The 21,719-nt window shown below is 71.6% G+C and carries 19 protein-coding genes; 10 read left to right on the top strand and 9 right to left on the bottom strand.

Translation table 11 applies throughout. From position 1 onward, the window contains the following. Positions 1-39: 39 nt before the first annotated feature. Positions 40-3,519, top strand: coding sequence for a DNA polymerase III subunit alpha (locus ACP4E5_RS34520; protein ID WP_425835658.1), 3,480 nt, complete (start codon positions 40-42; stop codon positions 3,517-3,519). Next, positions 3,516-4,508 carry a DNA polymerase Y family protein gene (locus ACP4E5_RS34525; RefSeq protein WP_425835660.1) on the top strand — a complete coding sequence of 331 codons (993 nt, stop codon included), beginning with the start codon at positions 3,516-3,518 and terminating at the stop codon, positions 4,506-4,508. The genes ACP4E5_RS34520 and ACP4E5_RS34525 overlap by 4 nt, the downstream gene beginning before the upstream one ends. Before the next feature lie 91 nt (positions 4,509-4,599). Here the strand turns inward: ACP4E5_RS34525 and ACP4E5_RS34530 are convergent, their stop codons facing one another. Continuing rightward, positions 4,600-4,974 (bottom strand): cupin domain-containing protein, encoded by a 375-nt coding sequence (locus ACP4E5_RS34530; protein ID WP_425835662.1) that lies wholly within the window; start codon positions 4,972-4,974, stop codon positions 4,600-4,602. Positions 4,975-5,061: 87 nt separating this feature from the next. Between ACP4E5_RS34530 and ACP4E5_RS34535 the strand changes: the two genes are divergently transcribed. After that, positions 5,062-5,508 carry a MarR family winged helix-turn-helix transcriptional regulator gene (locus tag ACP4E5_RS34535; protein ID WP_425835664.1) on the top strand — a complete coding sequence of 149 codons (447 nt, stop codon included), beginning with the start codon at positions 5,062-5,064 and terminating at the stop codon, positions 5,506-5,508. Between the two features lie 128 nt (positions 5,509-5,636). On the opposite strand, the gene ACP4E5_RS34540 is transcribed toward ACP4E5_RS34535, so the two are convergent. Further along, on the bottom strand, positions 5,637-6,554 hold the full coding sequence (locus ACP4E5_RS34540; RefSeq protein WP_425835666.1) for a lytic polysaccharide monooxygenase auxiliary activity family 9 protein: 918 nt from the start codon (positions 6,552-6,554) through the stop codon (positions 5,637-5,639). A gap of 131 nt (positions 6,555-6,685) precedes the next feature. Further along, positions 6,686-7,375, bottom strand: a complete 690-nt coding sequence (locus ACP4E5_RS34545; RefSeq protein ID WP_425841872.1) for a response regulator — start codon at positions 7,373-7,375, stop codon at positions 6,686-6,688. Positions 7,376-7,530: 155 nt separating this feature from the next. Here ACP4E5_RS34545 and ACP4E5_RS34550 point away from each other — a divergent pair, with 155 nt between their 5' ends. From ACP4E5_RS34550 to ACP4E5_RS34565, 4 genes are read left to right on the top strand one after another with little or no spacing between them, the layout of a single operon-like run. Next, positions 7,531-8,514 carry a Bug family tripartite tricarboxylate transporter substrate binding protein gene (locus ACP4E5_RS34550; protein WP_425841875.1) on the top strand — a complete coding sequence of 328 codons (984 nt, stop codon included), beginning with the start codon at positions 7,531-7,533 and terminating at the stop codon, positions 8,512-8,514. A gap of 14 nt (positions 8,515-8,528) precedes the next feature. Continuing rightward, a complete protein-coding gene (locus tag ACP4E5_RS34555; RefSeq protein WP_425835668.1) occupies positions 8,529-9,062 on the top strand; it encodes a tripartite tricarboxylate transporter TctB family protein in 534 nt (177 codons plus the stop codon). 4 nt (positions 9,063-9,066) lie between these two features. Further along, positions 9,067-10,575, top strand: a complete 1,509-nt coding sequence (locus ACP4E5_RS34560; RefSeq protein ID WP_425835670.1) for a tripartite tricarboxylate transporter permease — start codon at positions 9,067-9,069, stop codon at positions 10,573-10,575. Next, a complete protein-coding gene (locus tag ACP4E5_RS34565; RefSeq protein WP_425835672.1) occupies positions 10,572-11,057 on the top strand; it encodes a GNAT family N-acetyltransferase in 486 nt (161 codons plus the stop codon). The genes ACP4E5_RS34560 and ACP4E5_RS34565 overlap by 4 nt, the downstream gene beginning before the upstream one ends. A 21-nt stretch (positions 11,058-11,078) precedes the next feature. Here ACP4E5_RS34565 and ACP4E5_RS34570 read toward each other — a convergent pair whose 3' ends face one another. Beyond that, a complete protein-coding gene (locus tag ACP4E5_RS34570) occupies positions 11,079-11,216 on the bottom strand; it encodes a hypothetical protein (protein ID WP_425835674.1) in 138 nt (45 codons plus the stop codon). Positions 11,217-11,324: 108 nt separating this feature from the next. Between ACP4E5_RS34570 and ACP4E5_RS34575 the strand changes: the two genes are divergently transcribed. Beyond that, positions 11,325-11,936 (top strand): class I SAM-dependent methyltransferase, encoded by a 612-nt coding sequence (locus tag ACP4E5_RS34575; protein WP_425835676.1) that lies wholly within the window; start codon positions 11,325-11,327, stop codon positions 11,934-11,936. Here the strand turns inward: ACP4E5_RS34575 and ACP4E5_RS34580 are convergent. Both ACP4E5_RS34580 and ACP4E5_RS34585 read right to left on the bottom strand, forming a co-directional pair. Next, positions 11,929-12,426, bottom strand: a complete 498-nt coding sequence (locus ACP4E5_RS34580) for a ribonuclease FAU-1 family protein (RefSeq protein ID WP_425835678.1) — start codon at positions 12,424-12,426, stop codon at positions 11,929-11,931. The genes ACP4E5_RS34575 and ACP4E5_RS34580 overlap by 8 nt on opposite strands. Continuing rightward, on the bottom strand, positions 12,404-13,339 hold the full coding sequence (locus tag ACP4E5_RS34585; protein WP_425835680.1) for a GNAT family N-acetyltransferase: 936 nt from the start codon (positions 13,337-13,339) through the stop codon (positions 12,404-12,406). Before ACP4E5_RS34585 ends, ACP4E5_RS34580 begins: the two co-directional genes overlap by 23 nt. Positions 13,340-13,410: 71 nt before the next feature. On the opposite strand from ACP4E5_RS34585, the gene ACP4E5_RS34590 reads away from it, so the two are divergent. Beyond that, positions 13,411-13,776, top strand: a complete 366-nt coding sequence (locus ACP4E5_RS34590; RefSeq protein ID WP_425835682.1) for a GntR family transcriptional regulator — start codon at positions 13,411-13,413, stop codon at positions 13,774-13,776. A 218-nt stretch (positions 13,777-13,994) separates the two neighbouring features. Here the strand turns inward: ACP4E5_RS34590 and ACP4E5_RS34595 are convergent, their stop codons facing one another. After that, complete coding sequence (locus ACP4E5_RS34595) at positions 13,995-15,089, bottom strand: DUF5925 domain-containing protein (RefSeq protein WP_425835684.1); 1,095 nt, start codon at positions 15,087-15,089, stop codon at positions 13,995-13,997. A gap of 163 nt (positions 15,090-15,252) precedes the next feature. On the opposite strand from ACP4E5_RS34595, the gene ACP4E5_RS34600 reads away from it, so the two are divergent. Next, positions 15,253-16,674, top strand: a complete 1,422-nt coding sequence (locus tag ACP4E5_RS34600) for a GH39 family glycosyl hydrolase (RefSeq protein ID WP_425835686.1) — start codon at positions 15,253-15,255, stop codon at positions 16,672-16,674. 299 nt (positions 16,675-16,973) lie between these two features. On the opposite strand, the gene ACP4E5_RS34605 is transcribed toward ACP4E5_RS34600, so the two are convergent. Both ACP4E5_RS34605 and ACP4E5_RS34610 read right to left on the bottom strand, forming a co-directional pair. Further along, the gene (locus tag ACP4E5_RS34605) at positions 16,974-20,876 is read right to left on the bottom strand and encodes a lipopolysaccharide biosynthesis protein (protein WP_425835688.1); all 3,903 of its coding nucleotides are present in this window, start codon (positions 20,874-20,876) and stop codon (positions 16,974-16,976) included. Continuing rightward, positions 20,869-21,681: a polysaccharide deacetylase family protein gene (locus tag ACP4E5_RS34610; protein WP_425841878.1), complete on the bottom strand. Its 813-nt coding sequence runs from the start codon at positions 21,679-21,681 to the stop codon at positions 20,869-20,871. The genes ACP4E5_RS34605 and ACP4E5_RS34610 overlap by 8 nt, the downstream gene beginning before the upstream one ends. Positions 21,682-21,719 lie beyond the last annotated feature (38 nt).

The raw sequence follows: 21,719 nt of genomic DNA on the forward strand, positions 1-21,719 counted from the left end.
AGGTCGGCTAGAGGGGGGAGTAGTGGCGAGGTGGTTCGGATGCGGGGTTTTACGCATCTGCACACCGCCTCAGGGTTCTCCCTGCGGTACGGGGCCTCGCACCCGGACGCGCTCGCCGAGCGCGCCGCCGAGCGCGGCCTCGACGCCCTCGCGCTGACCGACCGGGACACCCTCGGCGGCGCCGTCCGCTTCGCCAAGGCCGCGGGCAGGGCCGGGATCCGTCCGCTGTTCGGGGTGGACCTCGCCGTGGCCGCACCCCTTGAGGCGGCCGAGCGCACCGAACGGCGGCGCACACCGGCCAGGGGCGGCGCGTTCGTCGACGAGTCGGCGCAGCGCGTGGTGTTCCTCGCCCAGGGTGGCGCGGACGGCTGGGCCGAGCTGTGCCGGCTCGTCACCGCGGCGCACCGGGACGCGGGGGGCGACCGCCGGCCCCTGCTCCCCTGGGGAGTGCTCGGCGAGGGCCACGACCACGGTGGCCACGTCGTCGTCCTGCTCGGCCCGGACTCGGACGTCGGCCGCGCGCTCGCCGCGGGGCGCCCGGACCGCGCGGCCCGGCTGCTCGCGCCCTGGCGGGAGCGATACGGGAGCGCGGCGCTGCGGATCGAGGTCGTCTCCCACGGGCTGAGCGGCACAGGGCCCGGCTCGCTGCGCCATGCCGCCCGCGCCCTCGGGTTCGCCGCCGACCAGGGGATCCTCCCCGTACTCAGCAACGCCGTCCGCTACGCCGACGCCGAGCAGGGGCCGGTCGCGGACGTGCTGGACTCGGCCCGCCGCCTGGTGCCGATCGATCCGCGCGGCACCCTCGACAGCGGCGAGCGGTGGCTCAAGCCGGCCGCCGACATGGTGCGCGTCGCCGAGCAGGTCGCCGAGGCCGCCGGATACGGCGCCAACACCGCGCGCCGCCTCCTCGACGTCACGGAGGACACGGCCGCCTCCTGCCGGGTCGACCCCGAGGACGACCTGGGGCTCGGCCGCGTGCACTTCCCCGAACCGGGCCTCGTCGGCGCCGCCCGGCGCACCCCCGACCGGGTCCTCCGCTCGCGCTGCGACGCCGCGATGCTGGCCCGCCGCTACGACTACAAGCGCCGGTACTGGGAGCGCCTGGAGGACGAGCTGGGCCTGATCGAACGGCAGGGCTACGCCTCGTACTTCCTCACTGTCTCCCAAGTCGTCGCCGATACGAGGGAGTTGGGCATCCGGGTCGCCGCGCGCGGCTCAGGGGCGGGCTCCCTGGTCAACCATCTGCTCGGCATCGCGACCGCCGACCCGGTCGAACACGGGCTCCTCATGGAGCGCTTCCTGTCCGAGCGGCGCATGGAGCTGCCCGACATCGACATCGACGTGGAGTCCGCCCGCCGCCTGGAGGTCTACCGGGCGATCCTGGACCGCTTCGGACCCGAGCGGGTGGCCACCGTGTCCATGCCGGAGACCTACCGGGTCCGCCATGCCGTACGGGACGTGGGTCTCGCCCTCGGCATGGAACCGGCCGAGGTGGACCGGCTCGCGAAGTCCTTCCCGCACATCCGGGCCCGCGACGCCCGCTCCGCGCTCCGGGAACTGCCCGAGCTGCGCGGCATCGACCCGGAGGCGCACGGGGGCAGCAAGATGTGGGACCTGGTCGAGGCGCTCGACGCGCTGCCGCGCGGGATCGCCATGCACCCGTGCGGCGTGCTGCTCTCCGACACCACCCTGCTGCGGCGCACCCCGGTCGTGCCGACCAGCACCGAAGGCTTTCCCATGTCCCAGTTCGACAAGGAGGACGTGGAGGACCTCGGGCTGCTCAAGCTCGACGTCCTCGGGGTGCGGATGCAGTCCGCGATGGCGCACTCGGTCCAGGAGATCGAGCGGGTGGGCGGCCGCCGCATCGACCTGGACGATCCGGCGCAGGTGCCGCCGGGCGACCCGAAGACGTATCGGCTCATCCAGTCCTCGCAGACCCTGGGCTGCTTCCAGACCGAGTCGCCGGGGCAGCGCGATCTGCTCGCGCGGCTGCGGCCCGAGACCTTCCACGACCTGGTCGTGGACATCTCGCTGTTCCGTCCTGGGCCGGTCGCGGCCAACATGGTCGACCCGTTCATCAAGGCGCGGCACGGCAAACAGGCGCCCGCGTACCCGCACCCGGACCTGAAGGAGGCGCTGGAGGAGACGTGCGGGGTGGTCGTCTTCCACGAGCAGATCATCCGGATCCTGGACGTGATGACCGGATGCGGCCTCGCCTTCGGCGACTACACGCGGCGGGCGCTCTCGAAGCCGGACCAGCTCGGGCGGGTGCGGGCCTGGTTCGCGCAGCAGGCGCGCAGGCGCGGATACGCGGAGGAGGTCGTGGCGCGGACCTGGGAGATCGTCGAGGCGTTCGGCGCGTACGGGTTCTGCAAGGCGCACGCCGTGGCGTTCGCCGTGCCGTCGTACCAGTCGGCGTGGCTGAAGGCGCACCATCCGGCGGCGTTCTACGCGGGGCTGCTCACGCACGACCCCGGCATGTACCCGAAGCGGCTGCTGCTCGCGGACGCGAGGCGGTGGGGGGTGCCGGTGCTGCCGCTCGATGTGAACGCGTCGGATCCGGCCTATCGAATCGAACTGGTGTCTGATGGTGGTGGCGGTTTCGTTCATGGTGTCCGACTTGCGCTCAGTGACGTACGCGGCATGAGCGAGGCCGAGGCGGAGCGGATCGTCGCGGGACGCCCCTATGTCTCGCTCCAGGACTTCCTCTCCCGCGCCCGCCCGTCCCGCCCGGTCGCCGAACGGCTCGCGCAGGTCGGTGCGTTGGACGCCTTCGGGCGCAACCGGCGGGACCTGATGCTGCACATCGCGGAGTCGCTGCGGGGTCAACGGGGCGGTGCGCAGGGACAGTTGGCGCTCGGAGCGACGGGGGAGGCGCCCGCTGAGGTGGCCCCCGCCCAGCTGCCCGACCTCGACGACGCCGAACGGCTCGGCGCCGAACTCGGCGTGCTCGGCATGGACACCTCGCGCCATCTCCTGGGCGATCACCGGGAGTTGCTCGACGAACTCGGGGTGGCCTCCGCGCACCGACTCAAGGATCTGCCGCACGGACAGGTGGTCCTCGTCGCGGGCGCGAAGGGCGCCGTACAGACCCCGCCGGTCCGCTCCGGCAAACGCGTCATCTTCACCACGCTCGACGACACCTCGGGTCTTGTCGACTGCGCGTTCTTCGAGGACAGCCACGACGCGGCCGCACACACCGTCTTCCACTCCTGGCTGCTCCTCGTACGCGGCGTGGTGCAGCGCAGGGGCGGCGGCAACGGCAAGGCGCTGTCGGTCACCGGGTCCGCCGCCTGGGACCTTGCCGAACTCGCCGAACTGCGCCGCACGGGCGGCCTGTCGGCGGTGACGGACCGGCTCACCGCGGAGCGGCCCCCGTCCGACACGGTGGCGGACGGCCGCAGCATCCGCCTGGAGACGGGCTACGACCTGCACCCCTGGGCCGACCTCCAGCCACCCGGCGAACCCGTCAAGCAGAGCCGCAAGTTGTGGCACCAGAGCCCGGGGAGCGCGGGATGACGAAAGGGAGTGCGGAGCAGGTGTCGCAGGTCTTGTACGTCCACTTCCACGACCTGGTGGACGAGAAGCTCTACCTCCACCTGCTCGCCCTGCTGGCCGAGTTCACGCCCCTCGTGCAGGCGCTGCCGCCGGACGCCGCGCTCGCCGACGTCACGGGCGGCCTGCGCTACTTCGGCACGGATGCGGCCGGTCTGGCCGAGCGCATCCGGGCCCGCACGGGAGGCCTGTACGGGCTCCGCTCCACCATCGGCGTCGCCGCGAACCCGATGCTGGCCCGCATGGTCGCCGCCGACGGGCCGCCCTCGGCGGTCCGCGAACTCCCCGACGACCTGGACGCGGTCACCGCCTTCCTCGCCCACAAACCGGCCGCCGCCCTGCACGGTGTGGGCCCCGCGACCGCCCGCACCCTGTCCTCGTACGGCCTCGACAGCGTCGGCCGGATCGCCGCCGCGCCGCTCGGCACCCTGCAGCGGATCCTCGGCGCCGCCGCCGGACGCCGACTGCACGACGCGGCTCGCGGCCTCGACCCGACACGGGTGGTACCGGCGGCCCCGGCCCGCTCGATCCGCGTCGAACACGACTTCCCGCAGGACGAGTTGGACCGCGACCGGCAACGCGCCGCGCTCCTCGCGCTCACCGACCGGCTCGGCCTGCGGCTGCGCGCCGAGGAGCAGGCGACCCGCTCCCTCACCCTCACCGTGCGCTACGCGGACCGCAGCACGACGACCCGCACGCTGAAGCTCCGCGAGGCCACCGCCCACACCCCGGCCCTGACGGCGTCCGCGTACGAACTCCATGACCGGCTGGGCCTGCAGCGGGCCCGCGTACGGTCCTTCACGTTGCGGTCGGACCATCTGGTGTCGGCGGAACTCGCCCCTCGCCAACTCCTGTTCGACCCGGCGGACGAACGGGACCGTCGCATCGAGGCGGCCGTCGACCGAGCCCGGCACAAGTTCGGCCCCGACATGGTGCGCCCCGCGGCGGCCTGAATCCAGCCACTCAAGTCCCGCTCTGGGACGAGAGCCAGCGGGGTCCGGGGCACAGAGCCCCGCGAGCGGGAGACGAGCAGCCGACCCGGACCTACTGGGCCCACGGCGGAGCGATACGCGTACCGTCCGCCAACTCCGCCTCCAGCCCCACCGACGTGGTCACCCACATCGTCGCCACCTCACTCGTCGGATTCTCCACCTCAAGAGTCGTCGCCGCGTTGGCGATCGCCACATCGCCCGGCGCGAGCGTGTGCCGAACCCCGTCGAGGGTGAGGCACAGGCTGCCGGTGAGCAGGAGGAACACCTCCTCGCGCGAGACCTTGTGCGCAGGCCCCCGCATCCCCGCGGGGATCTCGCCCCGCCAGGCCGCCAACTCCTTGCTCCCGGCGGCGGGAGTGGCATACGAGACGAAGCGGCCGCCGTGCAGTTCGTGCACGACGGCCTCCGAGGCGCGGATAACTGACATGTCTTCTCCCTCGTGTGAGATGGTCAAGTAACTTGACCATATAGTCAGGCCGCTTGACCATCACGTCAAGGGTGTTTCAATGTCCGCGTGCAGAACGCCGAAGCCATGAACCTGTCCACCGCGCTGCTCGCCGCCGCGGGCGAATTGACGCGACGTATCCACGAAGGGGTCGTGGCCAGGGGGTTCGACGAGCTGCGCCCCGCGCACGGGTTCGCCTTCGTGCGCCTCTCTGCCGGAGACGCCACCGCCACGGATCTCGCCGTGCACCTCGGTGTGACCAAGCAGGCCGCGAGTCAGCTCGTCGACGAACTGGTGCGTAAGGGGTACGCGGAGCGGCGGCCCCATCCGCAGGACGCGCGGGCCCGGCTTGTCGTGCTGACCGCGCGCGGGTGGGAGTGCACGCGGGCGGCGGAGGAGGCGGCGGCCGAAGCGGTTCGGGGGTGGGTGGACCGGCTCGGTGAACGGGAGGCCCGTGCGCTGGCGGACGGCCTGGCCACCATCGCCTCCGGCGGTCCCATCCGCCCCACGTGGTGACCCTTTTGGGCTCCCGCGGCGATTGAGCCGGCGGCTCCCCGGTCGGACCCGGGGCTCCGCCCCGGGCCCCGCTGCTCAATCGCCGCAGGGGCTTGAATGGCTCAATCGTCGCAGGGGTCCAATTTGGCTCAGCGGCCGTGACGGCCGCTCGTGGCGCGCCTGCGCATCGACGTGAACAGGGCCGCCGCGCCGATCGACAGGGCCGCCGCGCCGGCCATCGCGATGTACGGGGTCGTGGAGTCGCCGCCCGTTTCGGCGAGGTTCTGTGAATTGCCCTGTGCGGCGGGGGAGTTGGTGTGGGAGGAGTGGTCGTCCATGTTCATGCCGCTGTGGTCGACCGTCGACTTGTCGGTGTCCGCCGCGATCTGCTCGTCCGAGGGCTCGGTGGCCGAGGTCGTGGACGCGGCGCCGCCGTACGTCACGTCCGAGCAGGAGTAGAACGCCTCCGGGCTGTCCGAGCGCTGCCAGATGCCGTAGATCAGCTGGCGGCCCGTGCGGTCGGGGAGCTTGCCGGAGAAGGTGTAGTAGCCGTTCGATGCCACCGGGTCGGTCTTCGTCGCCACCGGGTGAGAGAGGTCCAGGTCGGACCACTTCAGCGGCTTCGACGGGTCGTAGCCCTGCTTCGTCATGTAGAGGTTGAAGGTGCCCTTGTGCTGGGCGGTCACCTTGTACTTGAAGGTGTACGAGCCCGCCGAGACCTTCGTCACGGGCCAGTCGTCGCGGGCCAGGTCCATGCCCTTGAACTCGTCGGAGTTCGCCGAGCACAGCTTGCCGTCCGGGATGTTCTCCTGGTGCTTGCCGGCCGCCTCGCCGTCCCGGATGCCGTTCCAGTCGTACAGGGCCTGCGGGCCGCCCTCGGCGACCGCCGCCTTGCACGCCGCCGACGTGGGGCTCTCGGCGCCCTCCGCGTAACAGGCGGCGACCCGGCTGGCAGGATCGCCGAGCGTGCCGTGCGCCGCGGCGGGAGCCGCGGACAGGGCGGTGAGGGCGAGGGGGATCGCCCCGACCGTGGTGAACGCGGCGAGCTTGCGACGGCTTGCGGACATGGGGGTACTCCTTGATCGGGTGCATTGGGGGGTGCGGCAAGGAAGTTAGCCCGAAAAAACGCCCGGTTCGGCCCCTGGGAGCGCTCCGAGTGGATCTTTATGACCCCCTTAAGGCGCCACTCAGACTCCGCTCAGGACACCCACCGGTACCGCCGCTCAGGACGCCCCGTCCCGCCGTACCGGAGCGTCACCCGCGCCCGCCCCGTCCCCGCGAAGAACTCCAGGTACCGGCGCGCGCTCACCCGCGACAACGTGCCCGCCTCCCGGGCGCACTCCGTCGCCGAAAGCCCCGCCGGATGCGCGCGCAGCGTCCGCTCCACCAGGTCCGCGGTGTGCGCGGCGAGCCCCTTCGGCAGCTCCCGCGAACCCGGCGGACGGGCGCCGAAGATCTGGTCGACGTCCTCCTGGCGGGCCTCGTCCAGGTCGTCGAGGCGGGTCCGCAACGCCGCCACATGCCTCAACTGCTCCTGCAGCGCCGCCTGGTTGAACGGCTTGATCAGATAGTGCAGCGCCCCCGCCCGCAGCGCCGCCCGCACCACCTCCGCGTCCCGCGCCGCCGTGATGAACAGCGCGTCCACCGCGGTACGCGCCGGATCCCGCTCCTCCGCGGCGCGCAGCGCCCGCAGCACCTCGATGCCGTCCATGTCCGGCAAATACACGTCCAGGAGCACCAGATCGGGCCGCAGCGACTCCGCCGCGCGCAACGCCTCCGCGCCGCTGTGCGCCACCGCGGCCACCACGAACCCGTCCATCGCGGACACGTACCGGCTGTGCAGCTTCGCGACCATGAAGTCGTCGTCCACGATCAGGACTTTGATCAAGACCTTTGTCACTGGCGCAGGTTAGGTGCGCGACCACAAGGACCACAACGTTCGTTGCTTGCGGAAGGGAGACAGCTTGTTAACGCGTGGGCAACATGTGGGCCACCTCACAACCAACCCATCGTCAAAACAACCCCAAGAAGTAGGTGGCACACGTGCGCCTGCGCACACCCCTCGCCCTGCTCGGGGCCGCGCTGCTCGTCCTGGTGGGGCCGCCACTGCTCACCACGGGCAGCAGCGCCGACACCGGCACCCAGATCCCCGGCCTGCGCCTCATGGTCCCCAACACCCCCGGCGGCGGCTACGACATCACGGCGCGCACCGCCGCCAAGAACGCCGAGGACGCCGAACTCACCCACAACATCGAGGTGTTCAACCTGCCGGGCGCCGGCGGCACCGTCGGCCTCACCCGCCTCGTCGGCGAGCACGGCAACGGCAAACTGGCCATGTCCATGGGCCTCGGCGTCGTCGGGGCCGCCCGCTCCAACCACTCCCCGAAGACCCTCGCCGACACCACACCCATCGCCCGGCTCACCGAGGAGCCCGATGTCGTCGTGGTCGCGAAGGACTCCCCGTACAAGAACATCAAGCAGCTCATCGACGCCTGGAAGAAGAACCCCGGCAAGCTGCCCGTCGGCGGCGGCTCCTCGCCCGGCGGCCCCGACCACCTCGCGCCCATGCTGATGGCGCGCGCCGCGGGCATCGAGCCGAAGAAGGTCAACTACGTCCCGTTCGACGGCGGCGGCGAACTCCTCGCCTCCATCCTCGGCAACAAGGTCGCCTTCGGCGTCTCCGGCGTCGGCGAGTACCTGGACCAGATCAAGAGCGGCGAGCTGCGCCTCCTCGCCGTCACCGGACCCGAACGCGCCACCGGCCTCGACGGACCCACGCTCAAGGAGTCCGGCTACGACGTCGACTTCACCAACTGGCGCGGCATCGTCGCCCCGCCCGGCCTCTCCGGCACCCAGCGCGACAAACTCACCAACCTCGTACGGAAGTTGCACGCCTCCGAGCAGTGGAAGAAGGCGTTGAAGACGAACGGCTGGGACGACGCCTTCCTCGTCGGCGACGACTTCGGGACGTTCCTCGACGCCGAGGACAAGCGCGTCGTGTCCGTACTGAAGGAGCTCGGCCTGTGAATCCCGTAGAGCCCGTGACCGCCACCGAAACCCGCCCGGACGACCAGGCCACGCGCACGTCCTGGCTGCGCCAGCACTCCGAACTCGGCGTCTGCGTCCTGCTGTTGGTGATCGGCGTACTCGTCCTCACCGACGCGCTCACCATGAACGTCGACATCGCCCAGCGCGGACCCGTCGGCCCGAAGACCGTGCCGGTCGTCGTCGGCATCGGCCTGCTGCTCGTCGCCGTCCTGCTCGCCGTCGACGTACTGCGCGGCGGCAGGGGAGAGGCCGAGGCCGGAGAGGACGTCGACCTGTCCGAACCAGCCGACTGGCGCACGGTGTTGCTGCTCGCCGGCGTCTTCCTCGCCACCGCCGTGCTCATCGAACCGCTCGGCTTCCCGCTCGCGGGCGCGCTGCTGTTCTGGGGCGCGGCGTACGCGCTCGGCAGCCGCCACCTCACCCGCGACCCCCTGATCGCCGCCGGCCTCTCCCTCCTCACCTTCGTCCTCTTCAACAACCTGCTCGGCGTCCCCCTGCCGGGCGGCCCCTTGATGGGAGTGCTGTGACCCCATGAACGCCCTCAACTCACTCCTCGACGGCTTCGGCACGGCCCTCACCCCCATCAACCTCCTGTGGGCCGCGATCGGCGTCCTCCTCGGCACGGCCATCGGCGTGCTGCCCGGCATCGGCCCCGCGATGGCGGTCGCCCTGCTCCTCCCGGTGACGTACGGCCTCGAACCCACCGGCGCGTTCATCATGTTCGCGGGCATCTACTACGGCGCCATGTTCGGCGGCTCGACGACCTCGATCCTCCTCAACACCCCGGGCGAGAGCGCCGCCGTGGTCGCCGCCATGGAGGGCAACCCCATGGCGAAGGCAGGACGCGGCGCGCAGGCCCTCGCGGCCGCCGCCATCGGACACTTCGCCGGCGGCATGATCGGCACGATCCTGCTCGTCGCCCTCGCCCCGAAGGTCGCCTCGCTCGCCGTCGACATCGGCGCGCCCGACTACTTCGCCATCATGGTCCTCGCGTTCATCGCGGTGACATCGGTGCTCGGCTCGTCCCGCGTACGCGGCCTCGCGTCGCTCCTCATCGGACTCACGATCGGCCTGGTCGGCCTCGACCAGATGACCGGCCAACAACGGCTCACCTTCGGCTCGTTGCAGCTCGCCGACGGCATCGACGTCGTCATCGTCGCGGTCGGCCTCTTCGCCATCGGCGAGGCCCTGTGGGTCGCCGCCCACCTGCGCCGCACCAGCGGCGAGGCGATCCCCGTCGGCCGCCCCTGGCTCGGCGGCTCCGACGTGAAGCGCACCTGGAAGTCCTGGCTGCGCGGTCCGCTCATCGGCTTCCCGTTCGGCGCGATCCCCGCGGGCGGCGCCGAGATCCCCACGTTCCTCTCCTACGTCACCGAGAAGCGCCTCTCGAAGCACAAGGACGAGTGGGGCAAGGGCGCCATCGAGGGTGTGGCGGGCCCCGAGTCCGCGTCCTCGGCATCGGCGGCCGGCACCCTCGTCTCCATGCTGACCCTCGGCCTCCCGACGACCGCGGTCGCCGCGGTCATGCTCGCCGCCTTCCAGCAGTACGGAATCCAGCCGGGCCCGCTCCTCTTCGAACGCGAGCCCGATCTGGTCTGGGGCCTCATCGCGTCCCTCTTCGTCGGCATGGTGCTGCTGCTCGCCCTGAACCTCCCCCTCGCGCCCGTCTGGGCGAAGCTGCTGCGCATCCCCCGCCCGTACCTCTACGCCGGCATCCTCTTCTTCGCGGCGGTCGGCGCGTACGCCGTCGGCGGCGAGGCCATCGACCTCGTCATCCTGCTGATCATCGGCCTCATCGGCTTCGGCATGCGCCGCTACGGACTCCCGGTCCTACCCGCCGTCATCGGCGTCATCCTCGGCCCCAACGCCGAGCAACAGCTGCGCCGCGCCCTCCAGATCAGCGACGGCAGCGTCAGCGGCCTGGTCGACACACCGTTCTCCGTGACGGTCTACGCGGTCGTCCTGCTCATCGTGGCGTGGCCGCTGCTGAAGAAGCTGGTGGTGCGCGGGAGGGGAAGTGACGTAGACAGGACGGCATGACCGACGAGAGCCGTGAACCCGAGATCCGCCGCGCGACGGCCGCGGACGTGCCGGCCGTCAAGGCGGTCACGGACGCCGCGTACCACCACTACATCGCCCGCATCGGCGTCGTGCCCGCCCCCATGGAGGCCGACCACGCGGCGAACGTGGCGGCGGGCCTGGTGCACGTCACGGGCGCCCCGGACGTGACCGGCCTGGTCGTGGTCGAGGCCCGCCCCGACCACCTCTTCCTGGACAGCATCGCGGTCCACCCCGACGCCCACGGGCAGGGGGTGGGCCGCCGCCTGCTCACCTTCGTGGACGAGCACGCGCGTGCCCTCGGGCTGTTCGAGGTGCGGCTCTACACGAACGCACTCATGTGGGAGAACCAGGAGCTGTACCCGCGCTACGGATACGAGGTCGTGGAACGCCGCACGGACGGCGCCTACGACCGCGTGCACTATCGCAAGCGGCTGGGGCCCACCAGCGGGATCAGGGTCTGAGCAGCATTCGCCCGGCCCCGCTCACTCGTCCGGCCACCACGTCTTGCGGACGTCCTTGCGCACTTCGGGGCGCTCTTGCTTCACATCGGCCGCGTCTTCGCGCAGTCGGCGCCTGATGGTGCTCGCCCCGGTCGGCTTGTGCATGGTCACTCGGCGCATGGTGCCTCCTGTACCTACACGGGTCCCAACGTGGGGCCGTTGTAGACCTGTTCCCGGAGCGTGGCCCTTCAAAGCGCAATTGTCAGTGGCGGATGTCACGGTGGGGCCATGACGACATCTGGGGGAACGGTCGGCGGCGCGATCGACTGGGACGCGGTGGCCGGTGATTTCGACGACGAACCCGACCATGGGCTGCGGGATCCGTGTGTGCGGGCGGCCTGGGGCGAGAGGGTTGCGGGGTGGTTGCCGGAGGGGGACTGTGGCGTGCTCGATCTCGGGTGCGGGACGGGGAGTATGTCACTCCTCGCGGCCGAGCGGGGGCATCGGGTGACCGGAGTGGACAGTGCGCCGGGAATGCTGGAAATCGCCCGGCGCAAGCTCGCGGGGCGTGGCGCGGAGTTTCTGCTCGGTGACGCGGCGGAGCCGCCGGTGGAGCCGGGTTCGTACGACGTGGTGCTCGCACGGCACGTGCTGTGGACGCTGCCCGACACCGGGGCCGTGCTGAGGCGGTGGGTGTCGCTGTTGCGGCCAGGCGGGCGGCTCGTGCTGGTGGAGGGCGTGTGGGGGGAGCTGAGCCCGGTCGGGATACCGGCGGCGCGGCTGGTGGAGGCGCTCGCGCCGCTCGTCGCGGACGTCCGGCAGGAGTCCTTGTCGGGGGATGCGCGGTTGTGGGGGCGGGAGGTCGCGGACGAGCGGTACGCGGTGCTCGGCGTCACGTGAAGGGTGGGAACTCGCCCTGTTTCGCCAGGATTTCCAGGTCATCGAGGGCGCGCGTCGCCGCCCGCGCGGCCTCCGGGTCGCTCTCGGCGAGGCCGCTCTCGGCGAACTCGTCCTCGTCCAGGCGGATCACCTGGCTGCCGTCCGCCGACACCCACAGGTCGAGGTCGAGATCCTCGCAGCGGATGTCGCCGTCGGCGGTGCGCTCGGCGGGGCGGGCGATGTCGCAGTACCAGCCCTTCAGCGTGCCGTCGGCCGTGCGGACCTCCTTCACCGAGTACCAGCGGTCGCGCCAGTAGTGCTCGGTGAAGACGTCGCCGGGGGCGAACCGCACGAACCCGAAGTCGCGCACGCCGTCGCCCGCCCAGGGGCCGCGGACGGTGACGTGCGTGCCGTCGTCGTGGAGGAGGTCCACCGGGTAACTGATCTTTGTGCGGCCCGCTTTGACCAGGTGCACGCGGAGGGTGCCGTCAGTGGGCGAGGGTGCGGACATGGCGGATCTCCGTCGCGTCGAGTGCGTAGCCGAACCACTTGTTGATCGCGAGCATCGGTTCGTTCCCGGTGTCGTTGCCCGTGTACGCCACCGTGATGCCGGCGGCGCGGGCCCGGTGCAGGGAGTCGTTCTTGACGAGCTTGGCGAGGCCGCGGCCGCGGAAGGCGCGGGCCGTGCCGGTCATGCCCGTGGAGTAGCGTCCCTCGCCGTCCGTGCGAGCCGCCGTGAACGCGGCCGGGCGGCCGTCCACGACCGCGACCGTCGTCAGGTCGTGGTGGAGGAGGGGGTGGTGCCAGGTGTCGCCCAACCACTGTTCGTAGTCGGTGAACTCGGTCGGGATGTCGCCCGGCTCGTCCGCGACCGTCTCCGCGTCCAGGTCGAAAAGGGGTCGCGGGTCCGCGGCGTAGTCCGACGCGGTGCGCAACTCCACGTGGGGCGGGAGCGGTTGGCGGGGCGGGAGGGTGCCGGTCGTGAGGTCGAGGCGGAGGAAGTGGGCGCTGCGGCTCGAACGGTAGCCGCGGGCCGCGGCCCAGGCCAGGTTGCGCGGGGCGTCCAGGGCCCAGCAGTGCACCTCCGTCGCACCGTGCCGGCCGAGGTGTTCCTCCGCCGTGCGCAGGAGGAGGGTGCCGGCGCCGCGGCCCGTGTGCTCCGGGTGTACGTATACGTTCGCGTAGCTCTGGCCCGGCTCCGGGCTGTCGTACGCGAGGCCCACCTGGGCCGTGCCGATCACCTCGCCGTCGCCGGTCTGCGCGAGCAGCTGGCGGTAGTGGGCGTCGGGGTGGGCGTGCGCGGCGGCGTACGCGACGGAGGCCGGGGTCGCGAGGATGGCCGGCAGACAGGCGCGGCGGATCCGGGCGAAGGCCTCGGTGTCGGCCGGGTGGTCGAGGTGCAGCTCGCGCACGATCACGGTCATGGGGGCGCACGCTACGCGCCGCGCGCCACCGGGTGCCTCCTATTTTTCGGTGCTGCGGGAGAATCGACCGCGTGACCTTGAAGATCCGCATTGACGACAGTGGCGCGCCGTACGAGCAGGTGCGGGCCCAGATCTCCGAGCTCGCCCGGTCGGGGGTGCTGCCCGTCGGGTACAAGCTGCCCACGGTGCGGGGGCTCGCGGAGGAGCTCGGGCTCGCCGCGAACACGGTGGCGAAGGCGTACCGGGCCCTGGAGACGGACGGGGTGATCGAGACGCGGGGCCGCAACGGAACGTTCGTCGCCTCCGCGGGGGACGCGGCGGAGCGGGAGGCGTCGGCGGCGGCGCAGGCGTATGCGGAGCGGGTGCGGCGGCTCGGCCTGTCCGAGGACGCGGCGCTGTCCGCCGCCCGGGACGCGCTGCGCGCGGCGTACGCGTAGGCGGGGTCGGGCCACGATTAGCGGTGCGCGGCACCGGGGTGCCGCCTTGCCCACCCTGCCGCCCAAGGCGGCAGATTGCCCAAGGCGGGTGGGCAAATTCAAGCCCCTGCGGCGATTGAGCAGCGGGGTCCGGGGCGGAGCCCCGATCTTTTCCAGCCCCGCCGGCGATTGAGGCGCGGGGTCCGGGGCGGAGCCCCGTGGCGTAGGGGGACGACGGCCTACAGGTACAAGCCCGCCTCCCGGTCCCCCCGTTGGTCCGGGACCGACGTGGGGGAGATGCCGCGCCGCAGCGCGTACAGCTCCGCCAGGGTGGCGCCCTCGCGGCCCACCCCCTCGTCCGTGCCGAGCCACTCCGTGGCCTCGCGGCGCGTCAGCGGGGAGACCTCGATGCGGGCGAGGCAGCGGCCGGGACGGACCACCGCCGGGTGGAGGCGTTCCAGGTCCTCGTTCGTGGTGACCCCGACCAGGACGTTGCGCCCCTGGCCCAGCAGGCCGTCCGTCAGGTTCAGCAACCGCGAGAGCGCCTGGCCCGCCGTGTGCTTCGCCTCGCCGCGGATCAACTCGTCGCAGTCCTCCAGGAGGAGAAGGCGCCAACGCCCGTTCGCCGAGCCGTCGTCCTCGCCGATCGCGATGTCCATGAGATAGCCGACGTCGGAGAAGAGGCGCTCCGGGTCCAGGACGCAGTCCACCTGGCACCAGTCCCGCCACGAGCGGGCCAGTGTGCGCAGCGCCGACGTCTTGCCCGTGCCCGGCGGCCCGTGCAACAGCAGCAGGCGGCCCGCGATGTCCTCGGGGCGCGTCTTCATCAGGGAGTCCATCGCCTCGGCGACCGGCCCCGTGTAGTTGGGGCGCACCTCCTCCCAGGTGCCGGCCGAGATCTGTCGCGTCGTACGGTGCGGGCCGCGGCGCGGGGAGACGTACCAGAAGCCCATCGCCACGTTCTCCGGCTGCGGCTCCGGCTCGTCGACCGCGCCGTCCGTGGCCTGGCCGAGGACCTTCTCCGCCAGCTCCGCCGTCGTCGCCGTCACGGTGACATCCGCGCCCCTGGCCCACCGGGAGATGAGCAACGTCCACCCGTCCCCCTCGGCGAGCGTCGCGCTGCGGTCGTCGTCGCGCGCGGAGCGCAGCACCCGGGCGTCCGGCGGCAGCAGGGTCGCGGCGGAGCGCACCCGGTCGATGTTCCTCGCGTGCGAGTAGGGCTGCTCGCCCGTGGCGAAGCGGCCGAGGAACAGCGCGTCGACGACGTCGGAGGGAGAGTCGCTGTCGTCGACGCCCAGCCGGACCGGCAGCGCGTCGAAAGGGTTCGCAGACATGCCGCCATGATCCGGCACGAACGGGTCTCCCGCAGGCAATTTCCGCAGCGTGCCCCCTGCCTCGTACCGGCCGCCACGCGCACCCCTGCGGTCGAACCTCGTTACGAGTCCGTGGCAACGGAGCCGGTCCTTCCGCCAACTCCCCTCGTTACTCTTGTCCTTGATGGGACGTCATGGGTGGGAATCGGGGGCGCGGCGATGGCGGTTCATCGCCCTGCTCGGCGTGGGTATGGCCGTACTGGCCCTGGTGCTGACCGTGATCAGCACGCTTCCGGACGGCAGACCCGGCACCGCGGGCACCACCACCGACGGCGACAGGGTGCACGGCACGCCCGGTGAGCCGCCGAAGGAGCTGGGGCCACAGGTCGGCTGGGGCTTCACGCACACGCAGTTCTCCGCCGACGAGGGCTCGTCCGAGGCGACCGAGCGCGCGGAGAAGCTGCTGGGAGGCCGGCCGATGCCGCAGAACCAGCACATCATGGGCTGGGGCGCGAGCAACCCGGAGCCGGCGAAGGGGCGTTACCAGTTCGAGGAGATGGACCGGCGGATCGACTTCATCCGCAAGTCCGGTGGCACGCCCGTGGTCACGCTGTGCTGCGCGCCCGACTGGATGAAGGGCGGCAAGGCGGGCGTCGGCAACACCGACTGGAGCAAGGCGGCCCTCGAGACCGCGCCGTCGCCCGAGCACTACAAGGACTACGCGAACCTGGCGGCGACGGTCGCCAAGCGGTACCCGTACGTACGGCACTTCATCGTCTGGAACGAGTTCAAGGGCTTCTGGAACGACGGCAAGGGCCGCTGGGACTACGAGGGGTACACGAAGCTCTACAACCTCGTCTACAAGGCGCTGAAGAACGTCCGCGAGGACATCATGGTCGGCGGCCCCTATCTCGTCATGGACAGCCTCCATCCCCGGCAGACCGACGGCGGTTCCGATGCCGTGAAGGGCGCCTGGGGGCGGATGGACCAGCGGATCGTCGACGCCTTCGACTACTGGAACAAGAACAAGGCGGGCGCCGACTTCGTCGTGGTCGACGGGTCGAGTTACACGAACGACGACGAGCTGTTGCCGGACGAGTTCGGCGCCACCGACAAGTTCACCGACGTCAGCAGGTGGATCGAGCGGGAGACCGACGGGCTGCCGCTGTGGTGGGCCGAGTACTACGTGGAGCCCGCCGACAGCAGGGACGAGCGGCAGGGCTGGAGCGAACCGCACCGCGTCGCCGTGCAGGCCTCCGGGATGATCGCGATGGCCATGGGCGGCGCGACGTCCGGCTTCTACTGGAACCCCGAGGACGAGAAGGGCGCGGGCTGCGCCGGCTGCCTGTGGCGGCCCACCGACCGCGCCTCCGGCGGGAGCGCGCTGCCGATGTACGGCCTGGTGTCGCGGTTCAACGAGGAGTTCGGTCCCGGCACGAAGTTCGAGAAGGTGTCGGTGGCCGCGGACGACGTGCCGAACGTGAGGGTGCTCGCCGACGACAAGGCCGTACTCGTCGTGAACACCTTGAAGCGTCCGATCAGCGCGAAGATCGACGGCAAGCGGTTCGAGATGCGGGGCTACGAGGTGAAGTGGCTGCGGCGCTAGGCCCTGTCTTCAAACTCCCGTCTGCGCCGCGACGCCTGGCACGCACGCTCGCGGCGTTGCCGAAAACTCCGAGTAGCTCCGCTACTAGAAGCTTCCGGCGCCTTGCGATCGCACGCTTCCCCAAGCTCTCGGCTTCGCTCGAGCAGGGGAGACCCCATTACGCCGCGGCGCCGCCCTGCGGGCGACGACGGGAGCTTGAAGACAGGACCTAGGCCGTTGTCCCCGCGGTCGACGGCGTCGCGGTCACGGGGCTCTGCCCGGGACCCCGCTGCTCGATCGCCGCAGGGGCTTGAACGGCCTCAGTTCAGACCCATCGTGATGAACCGCTGGATCAGCGACGCGAGCACCACCGCGAGCAGTGGCAGCGAGAACCAGAACGTGCTCTGCAACCAGCGGAGTTGACGCACGCTCGGCCGCAGCGCGACCCGTACCACCTCGCGCGCCGTGAGCAGGAGGATCAGCGCGACCGCGGCGAGTGCGCCCACCAGCGACCAGGGTGTCCAGGTGATCTGCGGGCCGATCGGCCCGGGTTCGGCCTTCGCGACCGGGCCCGTCGGCTCCTTGCGCAGCTGGTACATGGTCACGTCCGCGTTGACGTAAACCTTCTTCAGTTCCTCGCGCCGGTCCAGGTTCTCGACGAGGCGCGTGGGCCAGGTCCTGGAGTAGCCGACGTCCATCTGGAGATAGACGGTCTGGCTCTTGTTGAGCATGAGGTACGAGTTGGGGCCCGCGTCCTTGAGCGCCTTGACGAGGGAGCCGACGAGCACCGGGTCGACGGGCGCGAGCGTCGGCACGTACTGGACCTTCTCCATGTCGCGGTCGCCCCACGGCATCGCGGGCGTGACGTTGTTGACCGTGTCGTTGCTCATCCACAGCAGCCGCACGGTCGGCTTGTCGTGGGCGTAGACGTAGTCCATCGCGGCGACCTCGCCCGGGCGGATCCGCTCGAAGGGCTCGTTGCCCCAACGGGCCACCAGGAAGCCGCCCATGAGTACCAGGCCCGCCATGAGGGCGGCCAGCGGGGCGAGGCTGATGCGGTCCTTGTCGCGTTCCTTCGCCGTGACGCCGGTGCGGGGAAAGAGTGCGAGTCCGGCGAGGAGCGCGACGCCGGGCAGGGCGAACATGAAGACCCTGAGCGCCATCTCGCCGCCGTAGGACTGCATGCCGAAGCCGAGGAACGGCACGAAGGCCAGCACGATCAGCGAGCGCTCGCGGTACTTCCACTCGCGCCGGCGCCACCAGCCGTAGCAGGCGAACGCCAGCACGGCGCCGGCGAGCAGCACGCGCGCGTAGAGGACGAGCTTGTGGGACGAACTGCCTTCCTGGATGCGGCCGGAGACCGAGGACGTCACGTTGCCGCCGACGCCGCCGATCCCGCCGAACAGGTCGTTGAAGTGGCCCGACCAGTACGGCTCGGCGAGGAAGCCCAGCCAGACGGCGACGATGACGCCGAACAGCAGGGGCAGGCCCCGCAGTTCCGACCTGCCGATCAGGACCAGGACCGCGAGGACGCCCAGCATGACGAACGGGGTCAGCTGGTGCGCCGGGACCGTGGCCGCGAACAGGGCGATCAGGAGGACGAGCAGCACCGCGCGCTGCCGTCTGTCGGACGGCGCGACCTCGGCCTCGCCGGGGCGCCGGTTCCCCCACAGCATGCGGGGCGCCCGGAAGTAGACCAGCAGGATCGCCACGAACACCAGATAGAGGAGGTACGTGAAGCCCTGCGGCGAGAAGTAGTCCTGGCCCACCCAGCCGCTCAGGACGAAGATCCAGACACCGGACCACTTGGCCCGCCAGCTCGCCCGTACGGAGCGCAGCAGCAGGAACATCGGTGCCAGGTAGAGGAGTTGGATGACCGTCGGCCACCAGCGGATGATCTCGGTCAGATCGTTGACACCGCAGGCCTTCGCGAGGAACGCGGCCGCGGCGAAGAAGCCGGGCCAGCTCCAGCGGGCGTCGAGGTCGGGAACCGCGGAGCCGGTGCGGTCGATGTAGTCCATGAAGCCCAGGTGCTGCCAGGCCGTCGCGAACCGCGGCTCCGCCTCGATGACGGCGGGCAGCGCGTGCAGCGATATGACGGTGGCGAGCAGCGTGAGCAGCAGCAGGAGTTTGCGGGGGCGTTCGAGCCACAGGAGCGAGGCGAAGACGCCGATGAGCAGGGCCGCGCCGAGCAGCGTCACGGGCGACAGGACGGAGATCAGGCCGAGCCCGCCCATCCGGTCCAGATCGGCCTCGCCCATCCCGAGGACGGGCCCCCAATAGAGCCCGACGGCCGCGACGAGCAGCAGCGCGAGGACGACGACGCTGGGGGTGAGCCGGGGCCGCCCCGCCGGCGTGGCGGGGTGCACCGGGGCGGCGGGCTCCTGCTCGGCGTCCGGCTCGGCGTCCGAGTCGGGCCCGGAGTCGGGATCGGTCTCGAGGCCGGTCTCGTGATCGGGATCGGAGTCGAGATCGGTGTCGGGTTCGGTGTCGAAGGCCAGGTCGACGGCCTCCGGGTACGGGTCGGGCAGGACAGCCGAGCCGTCCTCCCCGTGGATGTCGCTCGACGCCTGGGAGGCGGAGGTCTGCGGGGAAGGCGGCTCGGTCACCCACGTGGGCATGCGCGTGCCGGCCGGGGGCGTCACGGGGCCGGGCCGGACGTCCGGTCGGCGCTCCTGGTGGTCCAGGTTCAGCTGCACCGCAAGCTGAAGCGTGTTCGAGTCCATCGCGTCGCGCAGCGCCCACTTCGGGCTCTCGTCCGCGGCGGTCTGCGCCTTCGGTGTGCCCAGGTCGGCCAGGTCGCCGTCGGGCGGCGCGTCCTCGGGCGCCGGCGCGGCGGGCGCGGCGCGCACCACACGCCACAGCTTCGGCGCGGCGATCGTCACGATCACGGCGAGCGAGGAGATCTCGGCGACGCCCGCGCCGGTGAGCCCCATCCGGGGCAGGAGCAGCAGGGTCAGGCCGAGCACGAGCACGCACAACAGGCCCTGCAACCAAGCGAGTCCGGACGTACGGCTCTGCGCGCGCAGCACCGCGAAGTACGTCTCCATGACCACCCGCAGCGCCGCCCCGACCGCGAACCAGCGCAGCAGAGGCGTCGCCGCGTCCGAGTAGTCCTGCCCGAACACGTGCAGCACGTACGGGGCGAGGAGGAAGAGCAGTCCGCAGATCGGCAGCATGATGCGGGCCATGCGGCGCAGCGCGGCCCGGGTGTTCGCGGCGAGCCGCGCCGGATCGTGCGAGCCCTCCACCGTCAGCGAGGCGCCCATGTTGATGGCCAGCAGGTTGACCGTGCCGCCGATCGTGGTCGCGATGTAGAAGTACGCGTTGTCCGCCGAGCTGACCTGCGAGGCGATGAGCACCGGCACCAGATAGACGACGGCGAGCGAGAACAGCGAGCCCGTGTAGTCGCCCGCGAGGAAGCGGCCCATCTCACGCAGCGAGGGCGGCTCCGCCTTGGCGTCGGTGGCCGCGATGTGCCGCGGCGCGAGCCGCCGGAACACGAGAAGGCCGAGTGGGATCACGGAGAACGCGATCGCCGCGACCCACGAAACGAACACGCCGGTCGTCGCGAACGCACCCGCGAACGCGACGAGCAGCCCCAGCTTCACCAGCGAGAACACCGTGTTGCCGACCGGCACCCACAGCGCGCTGCGCAGCCCGGTGAGCACCCCGTCCTGGAGCGTGAGCAGCGACCAGGCGATGACGGCCGCGATGAAGCCGAGCCCGTTCAGCGTCCCGTGCAGGAACCGGTACGAGGGCCCCCACACGTCGAGCGTGAGCAGGAAGATCAGCGCGGCGAACGCGACGGCCGCCGAACTCCCGGCGTACGTACGGAAGATGAACCGGCCGGTGGCGCGCCCGGCGACCGGGATGAAGCGGGCGAGTGCCCCCGTCAGCGTCACGGCGGTGAGGCCCGCGAGGAATTTCATCGCCGCGATCGCCGCCGAGCCCTGACCGACCGCGTCCGCCGTGTAGTAGTGCGCGGCGGCCAGCCAGAAGCCGACGCCGAGCACCCCGGAGATGCCGGTGTTCAGCATCAGCGCATAGGCGTTCCGGAACAGCTGGCTCCCGCCCCCCGAACCGCCCATGCCGTCTTCTGTGCCCTTCTTGCCGCGCCCTATGCCGGGCAGCCTGAGCCGGCGCCCGGCGGGGGCCGGGGATCCGGCGTCGGTCGTGGTGGCCGGGTCGGTCGTGGCGCGGGTGGTCGTCGTGTCAGACACGGGTGCGTGGCTCCTTCTGGCGGAGCGGGCCGGGCATCAGGGCGGCCGCCTTCCTGCGGGCCTGCCGGGCTCTGCGGACCACGGCATAGCCCTTGGTGAGGGCGCGGTCCGCGGCGAAGGCGCGGCCGATGGCGCGGCCCTCGACGAGCCGCTCGAACTCGGTGACGTCGGTCGAGCGGCGCACGGTGACCCGCCGCAGGGCGTACGGGCCCTGGGGGCGCCGGGCGAGCGCGTTGCCGACGGCGAGCGACTGGGCGAACCCGGCCGCGCGCACCGCCTGCCGCACCCGACGGTCCGAGTGGCCGTACGGATACGCGAAGGAGACCGGCGCCCGGCCCAGCTCGCCGGTGACGATCTCCCGGCAGCGCAGCAGCTCGAACTCCAGGTCCGCGTCGGCGAGTTGGTCGAGCTGCGGATGGGTGTGGCTGTGTCCGCCGATCTCCACGCCCTGCCCGGCGAGCGCCCGCACCTGGTCCCAGTCGAGCATCGCGTCGAGCCCGCCCCCGGTGTCGTACGCGCCGCGCAGCCACCCCGTCGAGACGAACAGGGTGGCCGCGAAGCCGTGCTTGGCGAGGGCGGGCGCGGCGTGCGTGTGGACGCCCTCGTAGCCGTCGTCGAAGGTGATCAGGACGGGCCGGTCCGGGAGTGCCCGGCCGTCGCCGCGCCAGATCCCGGCGAGTTCGGCGGTGGTCAGTGGGGTGCGGCCGTGGTCGGCGAGCAGCTCCATCTGTTCGGCGAACTGGGCGGGCGACACCGACAGTTGGCGCGTCCCGGGCTTCGGGTCGGAGGAGACGGCGTGGTACATGAGGATCGGTACGGCCCCGCCGTCGGTGCTCAGCTGCT

Source organism: Streptomyces fractus (genome assembly GCF_049844455.1).
GTDB lineage: Bacteria > Actinomycetota > Actinomycetes > Streptomycetales > Streptomycetaceae > Streptomyces > Streptomyces fractus.

What these genes read in the sequence shown, in the direction of transcription:
- ACP4E5_RS34595 (WP_425835684.1), bottom strand. Translation starts at nt 15,089, where the DNA reads ATGTCTGCGAACCCTTTCGACGCGCTGCCGGTCCGGCTGGGCGTCGAC.
- ACP4E5_RS34525 (WP_425835660.1), top strand. Translation starts at nt 3,516, where the DNA reads ATGACGAAAGGGAGTGCGGAGCAGGTGTCGCAGGTCTTGTACGTCCAC.
- ACP4E5_RS34585 (WP_425835680.1), bottom strand. Translation starts at nt 13,339, where the DNA reads ATGACCGTGATCGTGCGCGAGCTGCACCTCGACCACCCGGCCGACACC.
- ACP4E5_RS34600 (WP_425835686.1), top strand. Translation starts at nt 15,253, where the DNA reads ATGGGACGTCATGGGTGGGAATCGGGGGCGCGGCGATGGCGGTTCATC.
- ACP4E5_RS34560 (WP_425835670.1), top strand. Translation starts at nt 9,067, where the DNA reads ATGAACGCCCTCAACTCACTCCTCGACGGCTTCGGCACGGCCCTCACC.
- ACP4E5_RS34565 (WP_425835672.1), top strand. Translation starts at nt 10,572, where the DNA reads ATGACCGACGAGAGCCGTGAACCCGAGATCCGCCGCGCGACGGCCGCG.
- ACP4E5_RS34530 (WP_425835662.1), bottom strand. Translation starts at nt 4,974, where the DNA reads ATGTCAGTTATCCGCGCCTCGGAGGCCGTCGTGCACGAACTGCACGGC.
- ACP4E5_RS34580 (WP_425835678.1), bottom strand. Translation starts at nt 12,426, where the DNA reads ATGTCCGCACCCTCGCCCACTGACGGCACCCTCCGCGTGCACCTGGTC.
- ACP4E5_RS34520 (WP_425835658.1), top strand. Translation starts at nt 40, where the DNA reads ATGCGGGGTTTTACGCATCTGCACACCGCCTCAGGGTTCTCCCTGCGG.
- ACP4E5_RS34570 (WP_425835674.1), bottom strand. Translation starts at nt 11,216, where the DNA reads ATGCGCCGAGTGACCATGCACAAGCCGACCGGGGCGAGCACCATCAGG.
- ACP4E5_RS34540 (WP_425835666.1), bottom strand. Translation starts at nt 6,554, where the DNA reads ATGTCCGCAAGCCGTCGCAAGCTCGCCGCGTTCACCACGGTCGGGGCG.
- ACP4E5_RS34610 (WP_425841878.1), bottom strand. Translation starts at nt 21,681, where the DNA reads ATGTACCACGCCGTCTCCTCCGACCCGAAGCCCGGGACGCGCCAACTG.
- ACP4E5_RS34575 (WP_425835676.1), top strand. Translation starts at nt 11,325, where the DNA reads ATGACGACATCTGGGGGAACGGTCGGCGGCGCGATCGACTGGGACGCG.